19 protein-coding genes are annotated in these 16,143 nt (G+C 61.5%); 10 read left to right on the top strand and 9 right to left on the bottom strand.

The window, feature by feature from the left end; translation table 11 throughout:
• Positions 1-149: 149 nt before the first annotated feature.
• The 8 genes from AC0V8S_RS41390 to AC0V8S_RS41355 all read left to right on the top strand — a co-directional run bounded on the left by AC0V8S_RS41390 (position 150) and on the right by AC0V8S_RS41355 (position 4,002).
• A complete protein-coding gene (locus AC0V8S_RS41390; protein WP_475439334.1) occupies positions 150-431 on the top strand; it encodes a type II toxin-antitoxin system TacA family antitoxin in 282 nt (93 codons plus the stop codon).
• A gap of 182 nt (positions 432-613) precedes the next feature.
• Positions 614-829, top strand: coding sequence for a hypothetical protein (locus AC0V8S_RS41385; protein ID WP_475439333.1), 216 nt, complete (start codon positions 614-616; stop codon positions 827-829).
• Between the two features lie 199 nt (positions 830-1,028).
• Positions 1,029-1,307 carry a hypothetical protein gene (locus AC0V8S_RS41380; RefSeq protein WP_475439332.1) on the top strand — a complete coding sequence of 93 codons (279 nt, stop codon included), beginning with the start codon at positions 1,029-1,031 and terminating at the stop codon, positions 1,305-1,307.
• Positions 1,280-1,525 carry a hypothetical protein gene (locus AC0V8S_RS41375; protein WP_475439331.1) on the top strand — a complete coding sequence of 82 codons (246 nt, stop codon included), beginning with the start codon at positions 1,280-1,282 and terminating at the stop codon, positions 1,523-1,525. The genes AC0V8S_RS41380 and AC0V8S_RS41375 overlap by 28 nt, the downstream gene beginning before the upstream one ends.
• 706 nt (positions 1,526-2,231) lie before the next feature.
• A complete protein-coding gene (locus AC0V8S_RS41370; protein ID WP_475439330.1) occupies positions 2,232-2,555 on the top strand; it encodes a DUF736 domain-containing protein in 324 nt (107 codons plus the stop codon).
• A 59-nt stretch (positions 2,556-2,614) separates the two neighbouring features.
• Positions 2,615-2,956, top strand: a complete 342-nt coding sequence (locus AC0V8S_RS41365) for a hypothetical protein (protein ID WP_475439329.1) — start codon at positions 2,615-2,617, stop codon at positions 2,954-2,956.
• A gap of 259 nt (positions 2,957-3,215) precedes the next feature.
• Complete coding sequence (locus tag AC0V8S_RS41360) at positions 3,216-3,941, top strand: thermonuclease family protein (protein WP_475439328.1); 726 nt, start codon at positions 3,216-3,218, stop codon at positions 3,939-3,941.
• The gene (locus tag AC0V8S_RS41355) at positions 3,889-4,002 is read left to right on the top strand and encodes a sunset domain-containing protein (RefSeq protein ID WP_475439327.1); all 114 of its coding nucleotides are present in this window, start codon (positions 3,889-3,891) and stop codon (positions 4,000-4,002) included. The genes AC0V8S_RS41360 and AC0V8S_RS41355 overlap by 53 nt, the downstream gene beginning before the upstream one ends.
• Before the next feature lie 200 nt (positions 4,003-4,202).
• Here the strand turns inward: AC0V8S_RS41355 and AC0V8S_RS41350 are convergent, their stop codons facing one another.
• The 3 genes from AC0V8S_RS41350 to AC0V8S_RS41340 all read right to left on the bottom strand — a co-directional run bounded on the left by AC0V8S_RS41350 (position 4,203) and on the right by AC0V8S_RS41340 (position 5,719).
• Entirely contained in the window at positions 4,203-4,478 is a 276-nt protein-coding gene (locus AC0V8S_RS41350) for a WGR domain-containing protein (RefSeq protein WP_006205588.1), read from the bottom strand.
• Positions 4,479-4,688: 210 nt separating this feature from the next.
• Positions 4,689-5,030, bottom strand: coding sequence for a hypothetical protein (locus AC0V8S_RS41345; protein ID WP_006205589.1), 342 nt, complete (start codon positions 5,028-5,030; stop codon positions 4,689-4,691).
• On the bottom strand, positions 5,027-5,719 hold the full coding sequence (locus AC0V8S_RS41340) for a ParA family protein (RefSeq protein WP_475439326.1): 693 nt from the start codon (positions 5,717-5,719) through the stop codon (positions 5,027-5,029). Before AC0V8S_RS41340 ends, AC0V8S_RS41345 begins: the two co-directional genes overlap by 4 nt.
• A 314-nt stretch (positions 5,720-6,033) precedes the next feature.
• On the opposite strand from AC0V8S_RS41340, the gene AC0V8S_RS41335 reads away from it, so the two are divergent.
• Together AC0V8S_RS41335 and AC0V8S_RS41330 are read left to right on the top strand one after the other, a co-directional pair.
• On the top strand, positions 6,034-6,456 hold the full coding sequence (locus AC0V8S_RS41335; protein ID WP_006205591.1) for a hypothetical protein: 423 nt from the start codon (positions 6,034-6,036) through the stop codon (positions 6,454-6,456).
• Entirely contained in the window at positions 6,453-8,960 is a 2,508-nt protein-coding gene (locus AC0V8S_RS41330; protein ID WP_475439325.1) for a relaxase/mobilization nuclease domain-containing protein, read from the top strand. Before AC0V8S_RS41335 ends, AC0V8S_RS41330 begins: the two co-directional genes overlap by 4 nt.
• Positions 8,961-9,092: 132 nt before the next feature.
• On the opposite strand, the gene AC0V8S_RS41325 is transcribed toward AC0V8S_RS41330, so the two are convergent.
• The 6 genes from AC0V8S_RS41325 to AC0V8S_RS41300 all read right to left on the bottom strand — a co-directional run bounded on the left by AC0V8S_RS41325 (position 9,093) and on the right by AC0V8S_RS41300 (position 16,133).
• Positions 9,093-9,374: a helix-turn-helix domain-containing protein gene (locus AC0V8S_RS41325; RefSeq protein WP_475439324.1), complete on the bottom strand. Its 282-nt coding sequence runs from the start codon at positions 9,372-9,374 to the stop codon at positions 9,093-9,095.
• Positions 9,371-9,694, bottom strand: a complete 324-nt coding sequence (locus AC0V8S_RS41320) for a type II toxin-antitoxin system RelE/ParE family toxin (protein ID WP_027054595.1) — start codon at positions 9,692-9,694, stop codon at positions 9,371-9,373. The genes AC0V8S_RS41325 and AC0V8S_RS41320 overlap by 4 nt, the downstream gene beginning before the upstream one ends.
• 217 nt (positions 9,695-9,911) lie before the next feature.
• The gene (locus tag AC0V8S_RS41315) at positions 9,912-12,227 is read right to left on the bottom strand and encodes a type IV secretory system conjugative DNA transfer family protein (protein ID WP_475439323.1); all 2,316 of its coding nucleotides are present in this window, start codon (positions 12,225-12,227) and stop codon (positions 9,912-9,914) included.
• Positions 12,217-13,263 (bottom strand): P-type DNA transfer ATPase VirB11, encoded by a 1,047-nt coding sequence (gene virB11, locus AC0V8S_RS41310; protein ID WP_475439322.1) that lies wholly within the window; start codon positions 13,261-13,263, stop codon positions 12,217-12,219. Before virB11 ends, AC0V8S_RS41315 begins: the two co-directional genes overlap by 11 nt.
• Entirely contained in the window at positions 13,229-15,406 is a 2,178-nt protein-coding gene (gene virB10, locus AC0V8S_RS41305; protein ID WP_475439321.1) for a type IV secretion system protein VirB10, read from the bottom strand. Before virB10 ends, virB11 begins: the two co-directional genes overlap by 35 nt.
• Entirely contained in the window at positions 15,312-16,133 is an 822-nt protein-coding gene (locus AC0V8S_RS41300; RefSeq protein WP_475439320.1) for a VirB8 family type IV secretion system protein, read from the bottom strand. The genes virB10 and AC0V8S_RS41300 overlap by 95 nt, the downstream gene beginning before the upstream one ends.
• Positions 16,134-16,143: the final 10 nt, after the last annotated feature.

Here is a 16,143-nt window from a genome sequence, read left to right as displayed (position 1 = left end):
CTTTTCGCGGCAGGGAGCATACCTCGGATCTGATCAGTCCGCGGTTTCCGCATGCCTACTCCGGTCCCAGGAACAGGAATGGCGTCACACAAATCCAGTGTCATGCTGCATCGCATCGACGTATGTCCATTCCAGCACAGGAACGCACCATGGCCGCCGCCGCAAAAAGGAAGATATCCGTCTCGATGCGGTTTCGCGAGGATGATCTCACCATCATCGACCGCGGCGCGCAGCTGCTCGGCCTGTCGCGCACGGAGTTCATCCGGCGCGCACCACTCCACGAGGCCCAGGCGGCCATCCTCAACGAATCCGTCATCTGCGTGTCCCCGCAAGCCTATGACGCCTTCATGCCGGCGATCTCGGCGCCGGCCGCTGCGCCCCCGCCGAAGGCGGCCGAGCGGCTGAGTCGGTCCCCGCCCTGGGACCGCTAGGTGGCGCTTTCAGGCATCGATCACCTTGACGGAACGATCAGGACGCGGGCAAACCCGCGGGCCTGGTCGTTCGCGCGAAGCCGGCCAGCCAGGCGTCGAGCGCGGCCCTTGCCGCAAGAGAAGTTTGTCGAGGCGGTGCGATCCGACCCTGTTGATCGGACAGCTCGCCGTCGAACACCGCCATGCTGGGTAAGGCGTCGGCAGCGGCCTGGTCCAGGCCGCGCTGCGTCGCCGGCGCCGCCTTCGTCGGCGGCCGCGCGGTGGTGGTGCGGGCGATCGACGCCGAGGCCGAGCGCTACTGGCAGAGCTGGGGCTTCATTCCCGCGCGGGACAATCCGTCGGTGCTCATGCGCTCGATCCAGGACGTGAGCCTCTGGCTGGCCGACAAAGGCCGCTAACTGCACGCGCGTAGCGCCTCCGGCTGCTCAGGATCCGGGCGCGCCGGCCTGCGGCCGGCCGGGCGCTCGTCGCGGCGTCCCGCCGCTCCCCGAGCCAGCTTGGCCGTCTCGGCCTTCGGGTGACGATCCCTCGCGCAGGGCCAGAGGGAGAGGGCGGCCGGCGCGGGGCGGGGGACGCGAGCGAGAAGGGAAAGTCACCATGTCGATGATATTCATAGGCGGATCACGCGAGATATTCGAGCTGCCGGAGCCTGCCATCGCTCGCATCGGCGCAATCGTTGCTGCCGAGCACGGCGTGGTGGTTGGCGACGCGCCTGGAGCCGATGCCGAGGCGCAGGGCCTGCTCGCCGGCTACAAGTACGAGCATGTCGGGGTCTTCCATGCCGGCAAGGAACCCCGCAACAATCTGGGCGACTGGGCCGCCTACCATGTTCCGTCTCCTGAAGGGAGATGGCGCAGCGCGCCGACTTTGGCATGATGGTCTGGGACGGCGCATCACCCGGTACGGCCGTCAATATGCTTCGGCTCGCAATCGCGAACAAGCCGTGCGTTATTTACGATCTGGCCAGGGGCCGGATGGCGACGACGTACAATGTGGAGGACTGGTGCGCCATGCTCCGCCATGCCGGTCCGGACATTCGACGCCAAGCCGAAGCCCGCATGACGCCGGACGAGCGTCTGGCGTTGCCAGGATGATGGATGCGGTCCCGCCGACAGCCCGGCGGGTTCAATAAGATATGTTGATCCGGCTCCTCGCCGCCTAATCCACTTGTATGTGCGGACGGAGCCGGCCCCTTTCGAAACCGGTCCACGCGCAGAGCCGCAGGGCTTTGTGCGGATGATCATCTTTTCTCGCCTCTGAAGCGGGTGCAAGCGTGCCGAACAACATCCTGGCTTGCCGGGTCATCCAACCTGACTGGGCGGTATCATCCCCCGAGGGGCGTGTAGGCCGCTGCCAGCCGGCCCCGATCTCGAAACCGGTATGCCGCCATACCGAACACGCGAGGCGGTCACGCGCCGGGCTGCTGTTCGATGTGTTGGCAATGCCGACGATTTGACCCGAGAGGCTGCAGCATGTTCCTGCGATCCGGCAGCGTTGCGTCGGCGGTCTGGCGATGGCGGCCTGAGTTCTTTTCCTTCGGTCGCATCCGGGGCCATTCCCGTTCATGTCGCCTTTGTAGACGACCGCCTGCTTTGTGCGGTCAACCCCCGTTGGGGGTACACTCGGCGAATATTCAGGAAAATTCGATTTCTGTTTTTGTCTGCGGGCAGGCGAAGGGCCTGCCCGCTATTTTTCGGCAAATAGAATTTTCCAGAATTTTCGCCGAGATGACCGCAGCAGGACGGCCCTCTCCTTTGGCGCCATCGGGAATGGTCCCGATGCAACCGAAGGAGAACTACCATGGCCACCACGATCGCAAACCTCACCACCAAGGCCGACGGCTCGATGGAAGGCGTCTTTGCCACGCTCCGGGTCAACGCCCCGATCACCCTCATCCCAAACACCAACAAGTCGCGCGAGGACGCGCCCGACTACCGGATCGTCAACAAGCGCACGGGCTTCGAGATCGGAGCCGGCTGGCACCGCGTCTCCCAGCGTTCGGGAGAGGAATACCTCTCGGTCAAGCTGGAAGCCCCCGAGATCGGCGTGATCTTCGGCAATCTCGCTCCCGCCCCGGGTGGCGAGGAAAACAAGAAGGTCATCCTGTGGAACAACCCCCAGTGAGGCATCGGTGGCCGGCCCCTCAAGGGGCCGGCTTCCCCACCCGGCAAAAGGAGGTTGCAATGAGCCGCTACACCATCACTGTCACTGGCACCGTCACCGGACAGGTCCGCTCGGATCCAGACGCTGTCATCGGCTACGACCCACCGCTTCGGACTTACTTCCTGCAAGCGTTCCCGCACCAAGAGACCGACGAGCCCGCGCTCTGGCTCGGCACCCACGATCGCGCGTTCGAAACGCTTGAGGATCTTCACCGCGCAGCCATCTCACACGGCTACGACTTCAAGCCGCTGTCGCCCAAACTGGCCGCAAAGCTGGCCGACGACAAAGCGGCAGCCAGCGGGCGTCCGGTGCGAGACACAATCTTCGGCCAGGTGCTGAAACACCTCAACCAACCCAAGTAGGCAAGACGTCTCAGGGCCCGCGACGGAGTGTTCCGTTGCGGGCCCTTTTTTGCGCGTCGGAAAAGAGCCACGAACATCACCGGTCCGAGGTAGCGACTCCAAACCGCGGATTACTTTTCCGACCCTGCCGCAGCCGATTAAGGAAATCGGGCCCAACTGCCGGGGACGATTCAGAACAGGCGAGCCGTTGAGGCGGTCGCGACAGGATTCTGGACTTTCCGCGTGTTTTGGGCGCATTCTTGCGCCGGGGAGAAGGGGCTTGGCTAAATCCCGCTACGATGATCGGTCGGGGCCGTGGCGCAATCGTACCGGCGCAGGACGCCCGCTCGCACGAGGCTGGGCCAGCGTGCCGATGCGGCTAGTCTTCGTGACGGTGGCTGCGACCTCCGCTCTGGTAACGCAGTTTGTCATGCACGACAGCGGGTCCCTCCCGGAAATCAATCTGCAGAACCTGATCACGCCGCGACCGGTAGCAATTGCTGGGGTCGCATCTGTCATCGACGGCGACACGATCGAGATCCATGGCCAGCGCATTCGCTTCAATGGTATCGATGCACCGGAGTCAGCACAGCAGTGCGACGACGCCAATGGCTTCCACTATCAATGCGGCGCCAAGTCCGCCGCCGCTCTCGATGCCTTTCTCGCCGCCTCGCGACCGACCCGATGCACGTTTGTGTCATGGGATCGGTATGGCCGCTATGTCGGCAATTGCCGGCGGGCCGATGGTGTCAGCGTCGCCGCCTGGATGGTCGAGAACGGTCAAGCTCTTGATTGGCCGAAATACAGCCAAGGTGCCTACGCCATGCTGCAGGAGAAGGCCAAGGCGGCAAAGGTTGGCATCTGGGCAGGAACGTTTCAAGCGCCTTGGGATTGGCGTGCCAAGCATCGCGCTGACAACGAACATCAATGCCCGCGGGGAGCACATCTATCACATGCCTGGCCAGGAATATTACGATCGCACGGTCATCACGACCAGCAAGGGTGAGCGCTGGTTCTGCAGCGAGGAAGAGGCGGTGGCGGCCGGTTGGCGCAAAGCAAAGCGTTAAGCCACAGGGCCAGTTATTGCCCTGCTTTTCGCCTGCGCTGGCGCGTACCGCGGGACCGCTGAGTGCTTCAACGGCCCAGAAAGTGCGAGCATGCGGCAGTGTCAGGATCACTGACTTCCGACGGGCGACATCGCGCCTGCGCCCGGTACACGAAGCGACTTTGTTCAAAGCCTGGCTCCCGTCGCCGTAACGGTTGCCTGTCAACCAGACGGGATCGCTTCTGCGCGTCGGGGGGATCGCGGCTGATAGCCACGCATCCGCTTGGCGCGCAGCAGCTCGAGGAAAAGGGCTACGGCTTCACCCTCGGTATCAAAGGAGTGCTGTACCGTGCGGCCGGTGGTTCCAATCCGGCCCCAACGCCGGACCAGGCAGGTCTGGCCGAACAGTGTCTCCTCAATCGACAGTGCATAGAAGCGCGCCATGTTCCGATCCGCGTCGCGGCGTTCGATACAGAGGCGATAGAGCTGCGCGATCATTGCGGACAGAATCGCGCAGCCGGACGCGCGCGTCCAATGAATGGTTTGAATCAGCAGACGCGGATTGATTCACGCTGATGATGGATGGAACCGAACGTCAGTCGTTCAGCAGCCTCTTTGATGGCCCTTCCTGGAGAGATGCAGCAAATCCTCGTTGGCCCGTATCGTGCGCGGTCGGTCGTGACGATCGACGCTGATTACCGCGTCTGGCTACTTCGGCTGCCGGGCAAGGAATTCCGTTATCAGACCCTGAACCACCTCCTGCATGGTTGTCCTATTGCGCGCGCAATGGACCTGCAGCTCGATCATCTGCGAAACCGGAATGCGCGTGTGCAGCCGGGCTGTCTCGCCGGCTGCCTTTGGCTTTTCGAGCCTCGAATTCGCCGTTCTGGCAGACTGGGTTCTCGTCTGCTGCTCCAGGTTGTCCGTTTCGCTGATGCTGGATTCCACTATGGCAGCCATGTTGCGCGAGAACGGATCATCCGAACGGGCACGCGGTTTCAAGGCAGGCAGCGGCAGCTGGTTTGCGGTCCGATCGTTTTTCTCGTTCATTGCGAGGTGGCTCCGTTCAGTATGCGGATGATCTCGGCGGTCAGGGCATTCGTCTGGTCGCGAGCGTCCTGCACCGCCTTGTTCACGGGCTGGACTTCGTAGAGCGTCCCGGCGGTTGCGATTGAGGCGAAGGTCGGCCGTTGCGACAAAAAGGTCTCAAGCACGCTGGCGTCGGCCTGCCGCAGCAGCTGGATCGCCGTGCGAAAAGCCATGGTGTTGTGCTCGATCCCCGAAACCATGTTGAGCATCACCGCGTAGGGAATTTCGCGGTGGCGTCCGCCAAGCGAGCGGATGTGCCGGATCAGCCCGAGGCATTGCTTGACATCGAAGACGTGCGCTTTCGTCGGGATCAGCACGAAGTCGGCGTTGGCGACGGCCGGGCCGAGGGCGGCCACGGCCGTGCCCTGGACATCGACCAGCAGAAGGTCCTCGGCGTCGGATTGCGCCAGGCGGTCGATCAGTTCGTCGGTCGAGCTGATAGGGATGACGTCGATGTTCGAAAGAGCGTACCCGGCGCGGTGACTGTTTTTGCTCCACTCCACCGCGGACAATTGCGGATCGGTGTCGAGCACCGTCACCCGGTGACCGGCAGCGGCGAATTCGCCAGCGAGCAGGATGGTGGTCATGGTCTTGCCGACCCCGCCTTTGGGCGAGGCCACTGTGATTTGCACCGCGCGTTGTTCCGGCATTTTTCTCCCAATATTCGCGTGTCACTTTGGCGCCAAAGCGCAGAGGCATCTGGCGCCAAAGTGACTTTCTTGCATTATGCTAATGCGCCGATACGACAAAGTGCGAAGGCACATAAGCGACTGTGTGATAATATGAATTTGCGCATTTAGTGCAATGTTCCAAGGCGCAGCAGCGACTAAGGATTAGTGCATCAGTAAGTTAGTATAATGTTGCATATTGAATTGACAAGATACGCATTTTGGGTCCAAATTGGCTGGGCAGGTCGTCGCTTCGCTTCGACCTGGACCGTCTTCGACGTGAGGCCCCATCCGCCATGGCGAGAATTTTCGGCACCAGCCCCGCCCAAAAGGACACTCGAAAGCGCTCCAGGATCGATATCGGGCCGGAGGCGGGCGCACTCCTGGACGAGGCCTGCAAGGTGTTCCAGCTTGACCGGGCGGAGACGTTGCGACGCATCATCCGGGCCAGCCTGGATGTCGGCCCCGCTCTGTCGGCAGAGAATTCACGCACTGTCGCGGCCTTGGCCTCGCAAGTCCGGATGGTCGGCCGAAACCTCAGCCAGCTTCTGCATGCCATTCATTCCGGCCACGCCGTCCCCATGGAGGCGACGTTGCCGATATGGGACGCACTGGATGTCAGGGTGAAAGCTGTCGACGCCGAATTGACGGCAATGACGATTGCCCATGGCCTGAAACTTCGGAAGGCGGCGCATCTGCTGGATGGTGAGGACGCGTGAACCTCGACCCGTCGTCCATACAGGCCATAGCCGATCGGATTCGAGCGAGCGCAGCTTTTGAAGAAGAGAACCGCAAGCGCCGCCATCGGGCCCTGTTGTCCTTTGCTGGAAATGACGATGATTGGTTGTTCAAGACGGTTCGCGGCCGGCCGGGGGAGGGCGGTTTCGGCGGAAGCCAGCCCCCGGAACCGGCCGTGCCGCGCTCGTCTGCCCGGGAGTTGGAGCCGCCACGCGGTAAAGCCGGGCGACTAAACTTCGCCCTGCCAACGAAGCGGCGGAAGCTCGCCGGCGGACCTGCGCCGAGGGCGGCTGCCGACCGGCTGGCGGCCGGGTATCAGCCGGCGGTTCTGAAGGTGATTTCCTATGGGCATGGCGTCACAAGAGCAGCCGCCATCGGTCAATATATCCAGAAGGAGGGCGTCGCGCTCGAAACTCATGACGCCCGCATCCTCGCGACCCAGGCCGCCGTTGCCGAGGAAATGAAACAGTGGGGCAAGGCCTTCGACAAGCGGCGGGAAAGCGACGATGTCGCGACGTTCCGGCTTTCGGTGGCAGGAGAGGAGAATGCCGAGCGCCTTTCATTGGCGGTTCAGGCTGGTTTTGCCGGCCACGGTTTCGCCTATCGTATCGACACGCTGCAGGACGGATCGAGCGTCGCGCGTGTCGTCGCAACGATGGCAGGCCATAGCGTTGTGCGCGGCGAAGACGGGAACGAGAAGGTGAACCACCGGTTTCACCTTTCCGATCGGCGCCAGGAGGATCGCCAGTTCTCGGCACCGACCCGGGCGATGATCGCCTCGCGGATCGCCGAGACGCTTGGGGTCAAGGAGGATACTGTTTCGGTCAAGCCAATTGGGGAACCCAGCCACGGCAAAGCTGGTGTCGTGTTCCAGCTATCGCGCCTTACCCATGACGGAGCGGCGATCGGCGCCGACGGCGTCACGATCGCGTCTGAGGAGGCGGTCCGGCAGACCGCGCAGTCCTGGGACAAGACGCTGAATTCCTACAAGCCTCGCGACACCATGCATATGATCCTGTCGGCCAAGGCAGGTGAGGACGGACAAGCCCTGGTGAGGGCCGCACGTGGGTTCCTGCATGAACAGTTCCCCAATCAAAAATTCGCCTTTGGGATGCATGCCGACATGGCCGAGGAGGGCGGCCATATTCATGTCCATGCCATCGTCGCGGTGAAGGGTGAGGATGGTCAGCGATTGCGACCAGGTCCGGCTCAGCTTCGCGAATGGCGCGCGCTCTATGCCCAGCACGCACAAGCGCAGGGCATGAAAATCGTCGCGACTTCCGCGGCCTATCGAGCGTCATCACAAAGCTATGGTCCGCGCGACAAGGCGATTGTGGCCACGGCCGAAAAGCCGCGACCGGGCAGGGAGGCGCGTGACCGCGCCTACGCCCGTGCAAACCCGCACATCATCGAGAAAGCCCGCCAGCGGATCGACTACGCGAGGGCCAACCCGATAAAGATTCCGATTTCGGCGCGCCAACTGCGGGCCACCCAGGCAAGCCTTCGGGACTGGCGCTCGGTCGCTGCTTCTCAGCCGGATAACGCGATGGCGAGTCAATTCATTGATCGGATGACGCAAGCTGTCCGATCCGGTATTGTTGTGGTCGCTATTCGAGATGGAAAGGGTGTTCGAATGAGTTCAGATGCCAGCGCGGACCAGATGCGCGAAAACCTGAAACAGATCAACGAGACTGTTAACAAGACAGCGGCCATGATGAACGGCCAGAACAAAGCGGAGTTCTTGCGGCGGGCAGCGCCGACAATGGAACTACTGGCGATCCGAACAGATCTCAAATCTATGCAGGAACGCGGTGTGACGCACATTTCGCATGAAGAAGCGCATAAGATCGCCGGATCGCGAAGTGAAGCGCTTATCGCAAGAGCATGGGACATTGAAGATCAACAGTATAGGGCCAAAGATCCGTCGGAATGGACGGATGTTGATTTAGCGGCGTTCGCAAGATCCGTGCAACGCTCAGATGATGAATTTTATTCGAAAAGAAACGCGGAACAAGATGAGCCCTTTGCTGAACATGTTAATGATTATGCTTGGGAAAAGGCGCGACAAGAATATGGCCCTGCTCAACATGAACCAGCGGTCGTGCAGCTCACAAATCGTGCACTTGAGATCGAGGCTACGGAGCACCTAGAGGCACAGCGCGCGAACGAAATCCGCAATCGTGCCATCGAGCAACAACTTCGTGATGAACATGCGGGCTCAATCGATCCGACATCGCTTGAGCAGGTTGCACAAGACCGCGAAATGGTGCGCAACGCCGAAAGCATCGCTGCGAAGGAAGCCCGCGAGGCACAAGCCGCAAGCGAAGCCGCGCGTTCATTGGCGCACAATCCTCACGAGCCGCTTGATCCCGAGATCGTCAAAGGCGAACGGCTCGAAGAACTGCAGCGCCTGCAGTCGAGAAGCATCAACACCGCTCCAGTCGAAGGCGAAGAGCCGGATTCACAAAAGCCGCAAAAGCAGTAGTTGCCTCGCCATGCACCACTGTGTGGGCTCGTTGTTCCCTAAGCCGGGCTCTGGCAGCGGCTCCGTTCGGCACACGCTCGCGTCCAAACGCGGATGTACTCCGAGGAAAGACGAGGATTAGACACCTCGTGATTATGCAACCTCCTTCACCCGGATTTCTATATCCAGGTGAGCGGAGGCGGCGATGTTGACGAGCGCGTCAAGCGAGAACTTGGCGAGCTTACCGCGCAGCAGATCATTGGTGCGAGGGCGCGTCAGGCCGAGCCGCTTGGCAGCTTCCTCCTGGGGAATGTCCCAACGCTGGACTGCCTTCCGGATTTCGTAGAGCAGCGCCGAACGCGCTTTAAGGTTTGCTGCCTCCTGTTCGGTGTCCGCCAGGGCGTCCCAGACGTTCTCATAGATTTCTACGTTCATCGTTCTGCCTTCCATCGTTTTAGCCGTTGAGCCGCCAGATCGAGGTCCTTCTTGGATGTGGCCTGTGTCTTCTTCTGGAACGCATGAAGCACCAAAACGCGGTCCTCCAGGGTTGCCAGATAGATGACGCGGAACGCTCCGGATGCCTCCCGGACTCTGATTTCCCTGACGCCGGCCCCCACGATCTGCATAGGCTTCCAGTCGTCGGGATCGTCGCCGCGCTGGACAAGTTCGAGCTGCCAGCCGGCCTCTATCCGCGCATCGTCAGGAAAAGCTCGAACATCCGCCCTACTGCTTCCAAGCCACTCAATCACCTTCATCGGGGTGCACTGTATCGGTTTTGATACAGGTTGGCTAGAGTGAAAATCAATCGCATTTTACGGATGAGCAATCAGCTCACGTTCCCACCAAGAACCGGGAGGCGCGCGAACCGGTTCGATGCGCCCGCCATCGGATTAGGGACGTTTCGTCTGGTTCTCACACTCGTAGGCACCGAAGGCACAAATCGCTCATTTGTATTCAACTGAATTTCACGTCCTAGCGATCGCCGTGACGTCTAATTTGATCCTGCAGCGCCTCAAGTGCGGCTGACGGTACCCCGTCGACATCGCCGCTATCCACTGACGGTGACAGGGAACGAGCGCCGGCCTCCACTTCCTGATCGAGCGATGCGAGCAGCGCGGCCATCGACGTGGACTTGTTTCCCGGCCGGACTTGGAATTGCAAGATACTCGCCTTGCCTTCAGACGCACTCGGGTCGGACGCCTTTGATGCTGCCGGCGCCGAGCGCCGGCCAAGGGTGGGAAGCGGCCGCGGCGCATTATCGGCTGTCTGATCGGTCCGCTTCGGCTTCAACTCCGGAACTTCAGCGGCGACCTCGCTCTTTGCTTCAGCTTCACCGCCCGTTGGAAGGCCTGAGCTTGGCAGCGCCTGTGGTGCGTCCGCGCTGTCGCTCTTTACTTTCGGCTTTAACCCGACGGGACCAGCCCTTTCAGCCGCCGCACCAGTCGCAGGCGGCACCGCCTCGGCATAGGCTGTATCGCCCGAAACCGGCGCTTCGACGGTATCGGGTTCCCCCAACTCGAAAGGTGCCGCCGGCGCGTTGGTAGCCGCCGATTCGACCTCCGCCATGGAGCGCAGCGGAAGATCCTGCCATCGTGAGAGAGGCGGAACCTTCAAGCGCCGGTGCCGAAATTCCTGGTAGGTCGCCTTATAGGGAGCGTCCTTATAATAGGTGACCTTGCGCACCATGAAACCAGGGGGGCTCGAGCCCAAAACCACGGCCTGCTTCGCCGGCATCTGCCGAAGCTCCGCCGCCGTCCGGAACGGTCTTTCCTGATAACTTAAACTCTTGTCTCGGCCCCCAAATATACCTTGCCCGGCCCTGATGATCGGTGTGGGGACCTCGATCGTGGTCGGTCCCAGCATTTCAGAGACATGTTCGGAGGTCTCAACGTCGTTCATGCGGATGAAAAGCTTCACCTGACACGCGGTCACCGTGGTCTGCCGCGTCGCTTTTCCATAGACTTCGTCAAGCTGGGCAAGATCCTGCAGGATCAGGACCATGCGAAAGCCATAGCCCGCGTTGATCGCCAGCTTGGAAACGATAGACTCCATTTTGCCGAGCTGGCGAAACTCGTCGATCATCACCAGGACCTGATATGGCTCGTCAGGACCTGGCGAGGAAGCCATCAGCACATCATGTATTTGCTGAACCAGGAGTTTGATGATGGGCCGGAACACGTCGAGCTGCGCCACCGAGCAGCCGATGAAGAGAGCCGTCGGGTCCTTGCGAAACTTCGAGATATCGAAATCGGTCGACGCCGTAGCGGCTGCAACGAGATCATTGGTCCAGGGGTTGAGAGCCGCCGTCAGGTTGAAGAAGGCCGAGTTTCGCGTTTCCTTTTCCAGCGCGATGAACTGGTTGAGCCCGTGCACGACCCACGAAGGCAGATATTTTTCCTCGTCATTGCGGATATTCGTCAGCACCCTGAGAAAATCCACACCGGTCGAAAGGAGCATCGCGACCGCGCGCAAATGACGCTGCCCCTCATAGCGTGGTGACGTCAGCACATAACCTATCATGGCCGAAAGCAGCTGCCGTCCGGCGCGCGCCCAGATCTCGGAACTCCCTGTCGCCTCCGGGATGATGAAGGAGGAGACCACCGCGCAGTCCGTCGGCATGCGCGCATCGCGCCGGATGAAATCCAGCGGATTATAGCGATGCGAATCCTGCTCGCCGGGCGAAAAGAAAAAGACCTTGTCACCGAGAGCCTGCCGGCGTGCACCGAACGCCTCGAAGTTCTCGCGCTTCGGATCGAACCACACCGAGGATCCTCGCCACATATACCCGTTCGGTATGACAAAGCTGACGCCCTTGCCGGATCGGGTCGGCCCGACCACCAGGACGTGCGCGGGATCGTCCGAGCGGATCGTCGCCCCGCCCATCTTGCCGAGGACCAATCCCTGCTTTGCCAGCAGGTTTTTCCTTTCGGCGTCCATGATTGTGCCGAACCGCGCATCGCCGTAGTGCTTTGGCTTGCGGTTGATCAGGCTTGCAAAGATAAGGCCGACGGCGATCGCCACGACAATTGCGACCGCGACCGCGCCGCGGATGATCGTCTCGTTTTGCGTGGGATGATAGGCCAAGCGCTGACTGAAGTGCTGCCAGGCAACGAACAGGCCGCTCAGGCTGCGTTGCGCGTTCTGGTACCGCAAAAGCCCCCAGCGCGAGACTCCTTCAGAAGGCAGGGCGGGATTCCACCGCCATGTCGCCACCAGCTCGTAAGCCAGGCTCCAAAGGGCAAAGAAAGCAGCGAGACCGATTAGGCCGAGGAAAAGTCTATAGGCCAATACGCGAGACATCCTGGGGAACCTTTCTGGCGGCTCTCCATTCAGTCATGCGGTTGAACCAGATCGCCGAAGTACCGCGCCAGCCGCCCCGGCGCGTCTGTTGGATCACAATCGGCAAAACCGACCGCACGTAATCGATGATCTCCGCCTTGCTCAGACCGAGCCCAGCCTGCATGACCATCAATGCCAACTGCTCAAACGCACCGGCCGGGCTGTCCGCATGGATCGTCGTGATCGATCCGGGATGACCCGTGTTGACGGCGCGCAAGAACGAATAGGCTTCGGCTCCCCGGATCTCGCCCAGGAAGATTCGATCCGGCCGCAGGCGCATCGCCGCCTGCAGCAGCGTTTCAACGGTCACGCGCGCCAGGCCCTGGTCGCCCTCTGACGCGACCAGCGGCAGATAGTTGGGCTGGTGTGGTTTGACCTCTCGCGTGTCCTCAATGGTGAGGATCCTTTCATCCGAAGGTACCTCGTGCAAAATCGCGTTCAGAAAGGTCGTTTTGCCCGACGACGTGCCTCCTGAAAGCAAGATCGAATACCGTTCCCGCACGGCCAGGCGGAGGAAATCCTCAATCTTGCCGGCGTCGAGATATTCGCAAAGGGCGCTGTCGGTCTCGCTCAGTTCGCCGGGATCCTGGACGGAGATCGTATCGAACGACCCACGTTTCCGATAATCCTCAAGGCGCATTTCCTTCATGACCTGCTTGCGGATTGCGAAGGCGCCTCCTGCCGGTGTCGCCGGCGCAAGCACGCCCTGAAAGCGTTCGCCGCCGGGCAGGGCGGCCGAAAGCAAGGGATTTTCCTCGCTGACGGACTGCGAGGATGATGCGGCTATACGTTCCATGAGGTAGGTGATCGCGGCGCGGTCGAGCCCGGGCACGTCGAAGGGCTCCATATGTGTCGAGCCGACGATTTCGACCCACACCCGTCCAGGCCCGTTTGCACAGATTTCCACCACGCGATCGTCGTCGAGCCAGCGCCGCACGGGCTCCAGCGCCTTATTTAGAAAGACGGTTCTTTGCTGCCCGCTCACGTCGGATCTCCCTCAACGCCTCGCGCACCGGGTCCGGATAGAATTCGGAAAAATCGAGGTCCCGGCGGACGAACACCATGATGCGCGACCCCTGGTCGACATGGATCGTGGGCGCGATATTGATCGAATTGCGAAGCGCCTCTTCGGCAATGCGGTTGAGGCTTTGCGAGACCTGTTGCGCGCCGATCTGGCGCGCGCTCTGCATGTACTGGTTGGGCTGCGTCTGGATTGTTACCGTCTGTCCGGTCTGCGGATCCGTATAGGTCTGATTGGTGTTCGACCCGTTCTGGTCATTGCCAAGGTTGGCAATGAACTGCGTCGCGCCGCCCACGACACTCAGAAGGATCGCCGAGCCGAAGCGCTCGAAATAATGGTTGTCGACCTCGCCCGGCATACCGCTCCGACCGAGCTCGTCGGTGCCGGTCGAGCCGAGCTGCACCGACATGCCGTCCGATCGAAGCAGGCGTGTCCACACAATGAACACCCGCGTTTGGCCGGTTGCGAGGCCACTGCGATATTCACCGATAAGGCGGGAGCCAGCGGGGATCAAAACCCTGCGGCCGTCGAACGACCACACATCCTCCGAGACCACGGCCCGAACCATGCCTGCAAGATCGCTCTGGATGGCGGTCTCGAGCACGCCCTTGATCATCGTCCCTTGGGCGACCAGAGCGTCCGTGCGCGGGTTCATCGTGGCCTTCGATGTATCCGCTCCGCTCTGGCTCGCCCTTGCCAAAAAACGCCGGTTGGGGTCCTCCTCGCCCTCGCCGGCGTTTCCAGGCGCCGCGGCATCCGCTCCATTGGCGGCCAGTGCTGATGCACTGCCAGGCGCGTCGCCGCTATCGACGACGAGCTGCTTGGCGCGCAAGCGCTCCCATTTGCGCCGCTCCTCTTCTTCCTGCCTGCGCCGTTCTTCCTCAGCCAGACGACGGGCTTCGGAATCATCCTGCACCTGTGGTGGAGCTTCGGGCGGTTGCAGGGCCGGTGGAGGGGGAGGCGGCGCCTCGACCGCCGACGGCGGCTGTGCCGGCGCTGCCGGCGGCTCCTCGGGAGCCGTCGGGATTTTCAGGGTGCCGTTATCAAGCTGGGGGCGCGGCGTATCGAGCCCTGGTGCGGGAAACTGTGTGGTGTGAAACTCCTCGCCATCCGACGCCGTCAACAGCGGCCTGTCTGGCGCACGCGTCGCCGCATAGATCATCCAGCCGGCGAACAGCACCGCACCCAGCGGCACCGCGATCCTGAAGAATGTCGTCGCTCCGAATTTTGGCGCGGCGACCGCCGTGCCTTCCTCAGCCAGCATTCTGTACTCATTGGGAGATGGCATCGGGTCCCTGACTTTCCGAACAGTCCCACCGCCGACACGCTGCGGCTCGTAAGGTTCAAGCCCGGTCGGTTCGTTCACATTGTTCAGCCTCAGATTGAAGACGCAGGTCGCGTCGTTGCCGTTGCGCAGGGTCCATTGGTAGTTGACCTTGTCGACGACGATGTACGCGCCCTCGCGGCGATAGTTCACAAGGGTCTCATTGCGCTCGCTGTCGACGACATAAATCGCCGGCACTTCCCTTGCCGGATCGAAGCGGAACCAGGTCTTCACGCCATCGTCGTAAATCACGAGCGGCTTATTGGCCGACGACCCCTTATAGGCATAGGACGAGTTGGCGTTTTCGGCCTTGAATCCCTGCCGGTTCGGCTGAGCCGCCCGGGCCTGGGCTTCGTCCATCAGCGCCGCGTCCGACGCCTCTTCGGGATAGCGGAACTTGATTGCGTAGACTTGTTGTGCAACCGGCCGAAATTCGCCGTTGAGGAAGAACACATAGCTGCGCTTGTTGGTCAGGACATTGAGATTCCCGCCCGCGTTCTTCTCGATCGGCTTCACAAACAGCACATTGCCCTTCTTGTTGGGCTCGATGCTCCAGGCCGGGACGTCGCCAGCGCCCAGGGTTTCGATTTTCTCGTCATCGCCGAATTCGATCATGGTCGAGGCGCCATAGCTGGCGGGCACCGACACCACATCGTCCTTCTGATACCAGACGAAGCGAATACGACTGTCACGAGATCCCGCCCGAGGGGTCTGTTCGGCAAGGGCCGGGTGAACCGCGCAAACGCCGAGCCCGATTGCCATCAGGATGCCGGCGATCTTCATTGCGGTGTCTCCGCGTGGGTGCCGGCGCCGTCTCCTGATCGCGCCTATATTCGAGCACCTGGAAGCCAAGCGGATTTTGAAAGCGGATCTCGTTTTTGGCCGGCACGCCGGTGTAGCGGAACCGGATCAACGACACCCAATGCCGCTGCACCGTGTTCGCCTGGCTCTTTTCCTCCGTCATGAAACGGACCAGGGCGGTCCTTTGGTTAGGAAACGTCACCGACTTCACAGTCACAGCCACAACGGTGTTTCGCCCGTACAGCACCACGGGATTCGTCACCTTGTTCGCCGGGCTGAAAAGCTCGACGAGCTCCCTCGAGGCATCGCCGGCGCTCAGCAATTGCGCCAGATCGAAGTTGTCCTTCAGCGCCTTCGGATCGTAAGTCTCGCGAGCCTTCACATAACGGACGATATCGAACATCCCCATCGACTCGTCCTGCTGCAAAGGCCCGTCGGCCAGCGGCCGTTTGACCTCGACAAACCCGGTGGATTTGTCGACCACCACCATGTAGGGCTCATAAGTCTTGAGCGGCAGCGCAAGGATCAGAGCGCCCACCGCTGCTACGGCAATGACCGAGGCGACGCTCGCCACACACCACGCCAGAGATCGCGACCAACGATTGCGCCGCGCGATATCTTTTTCCCAGATTGCGGCATCCACATAGTACGGCAAGGGAGACTGGGTTTCCTTCGCCGGTGCCCCAGCGTTTTCCTTCACATCGCTCATTGGTGCCCCA

This window comes from Mesorhizobium oxytropidicola, from assembly GCF_056174625.1.
This window is presented reverse-complemented; position numbering and strand designations above follow the sequence as displayed.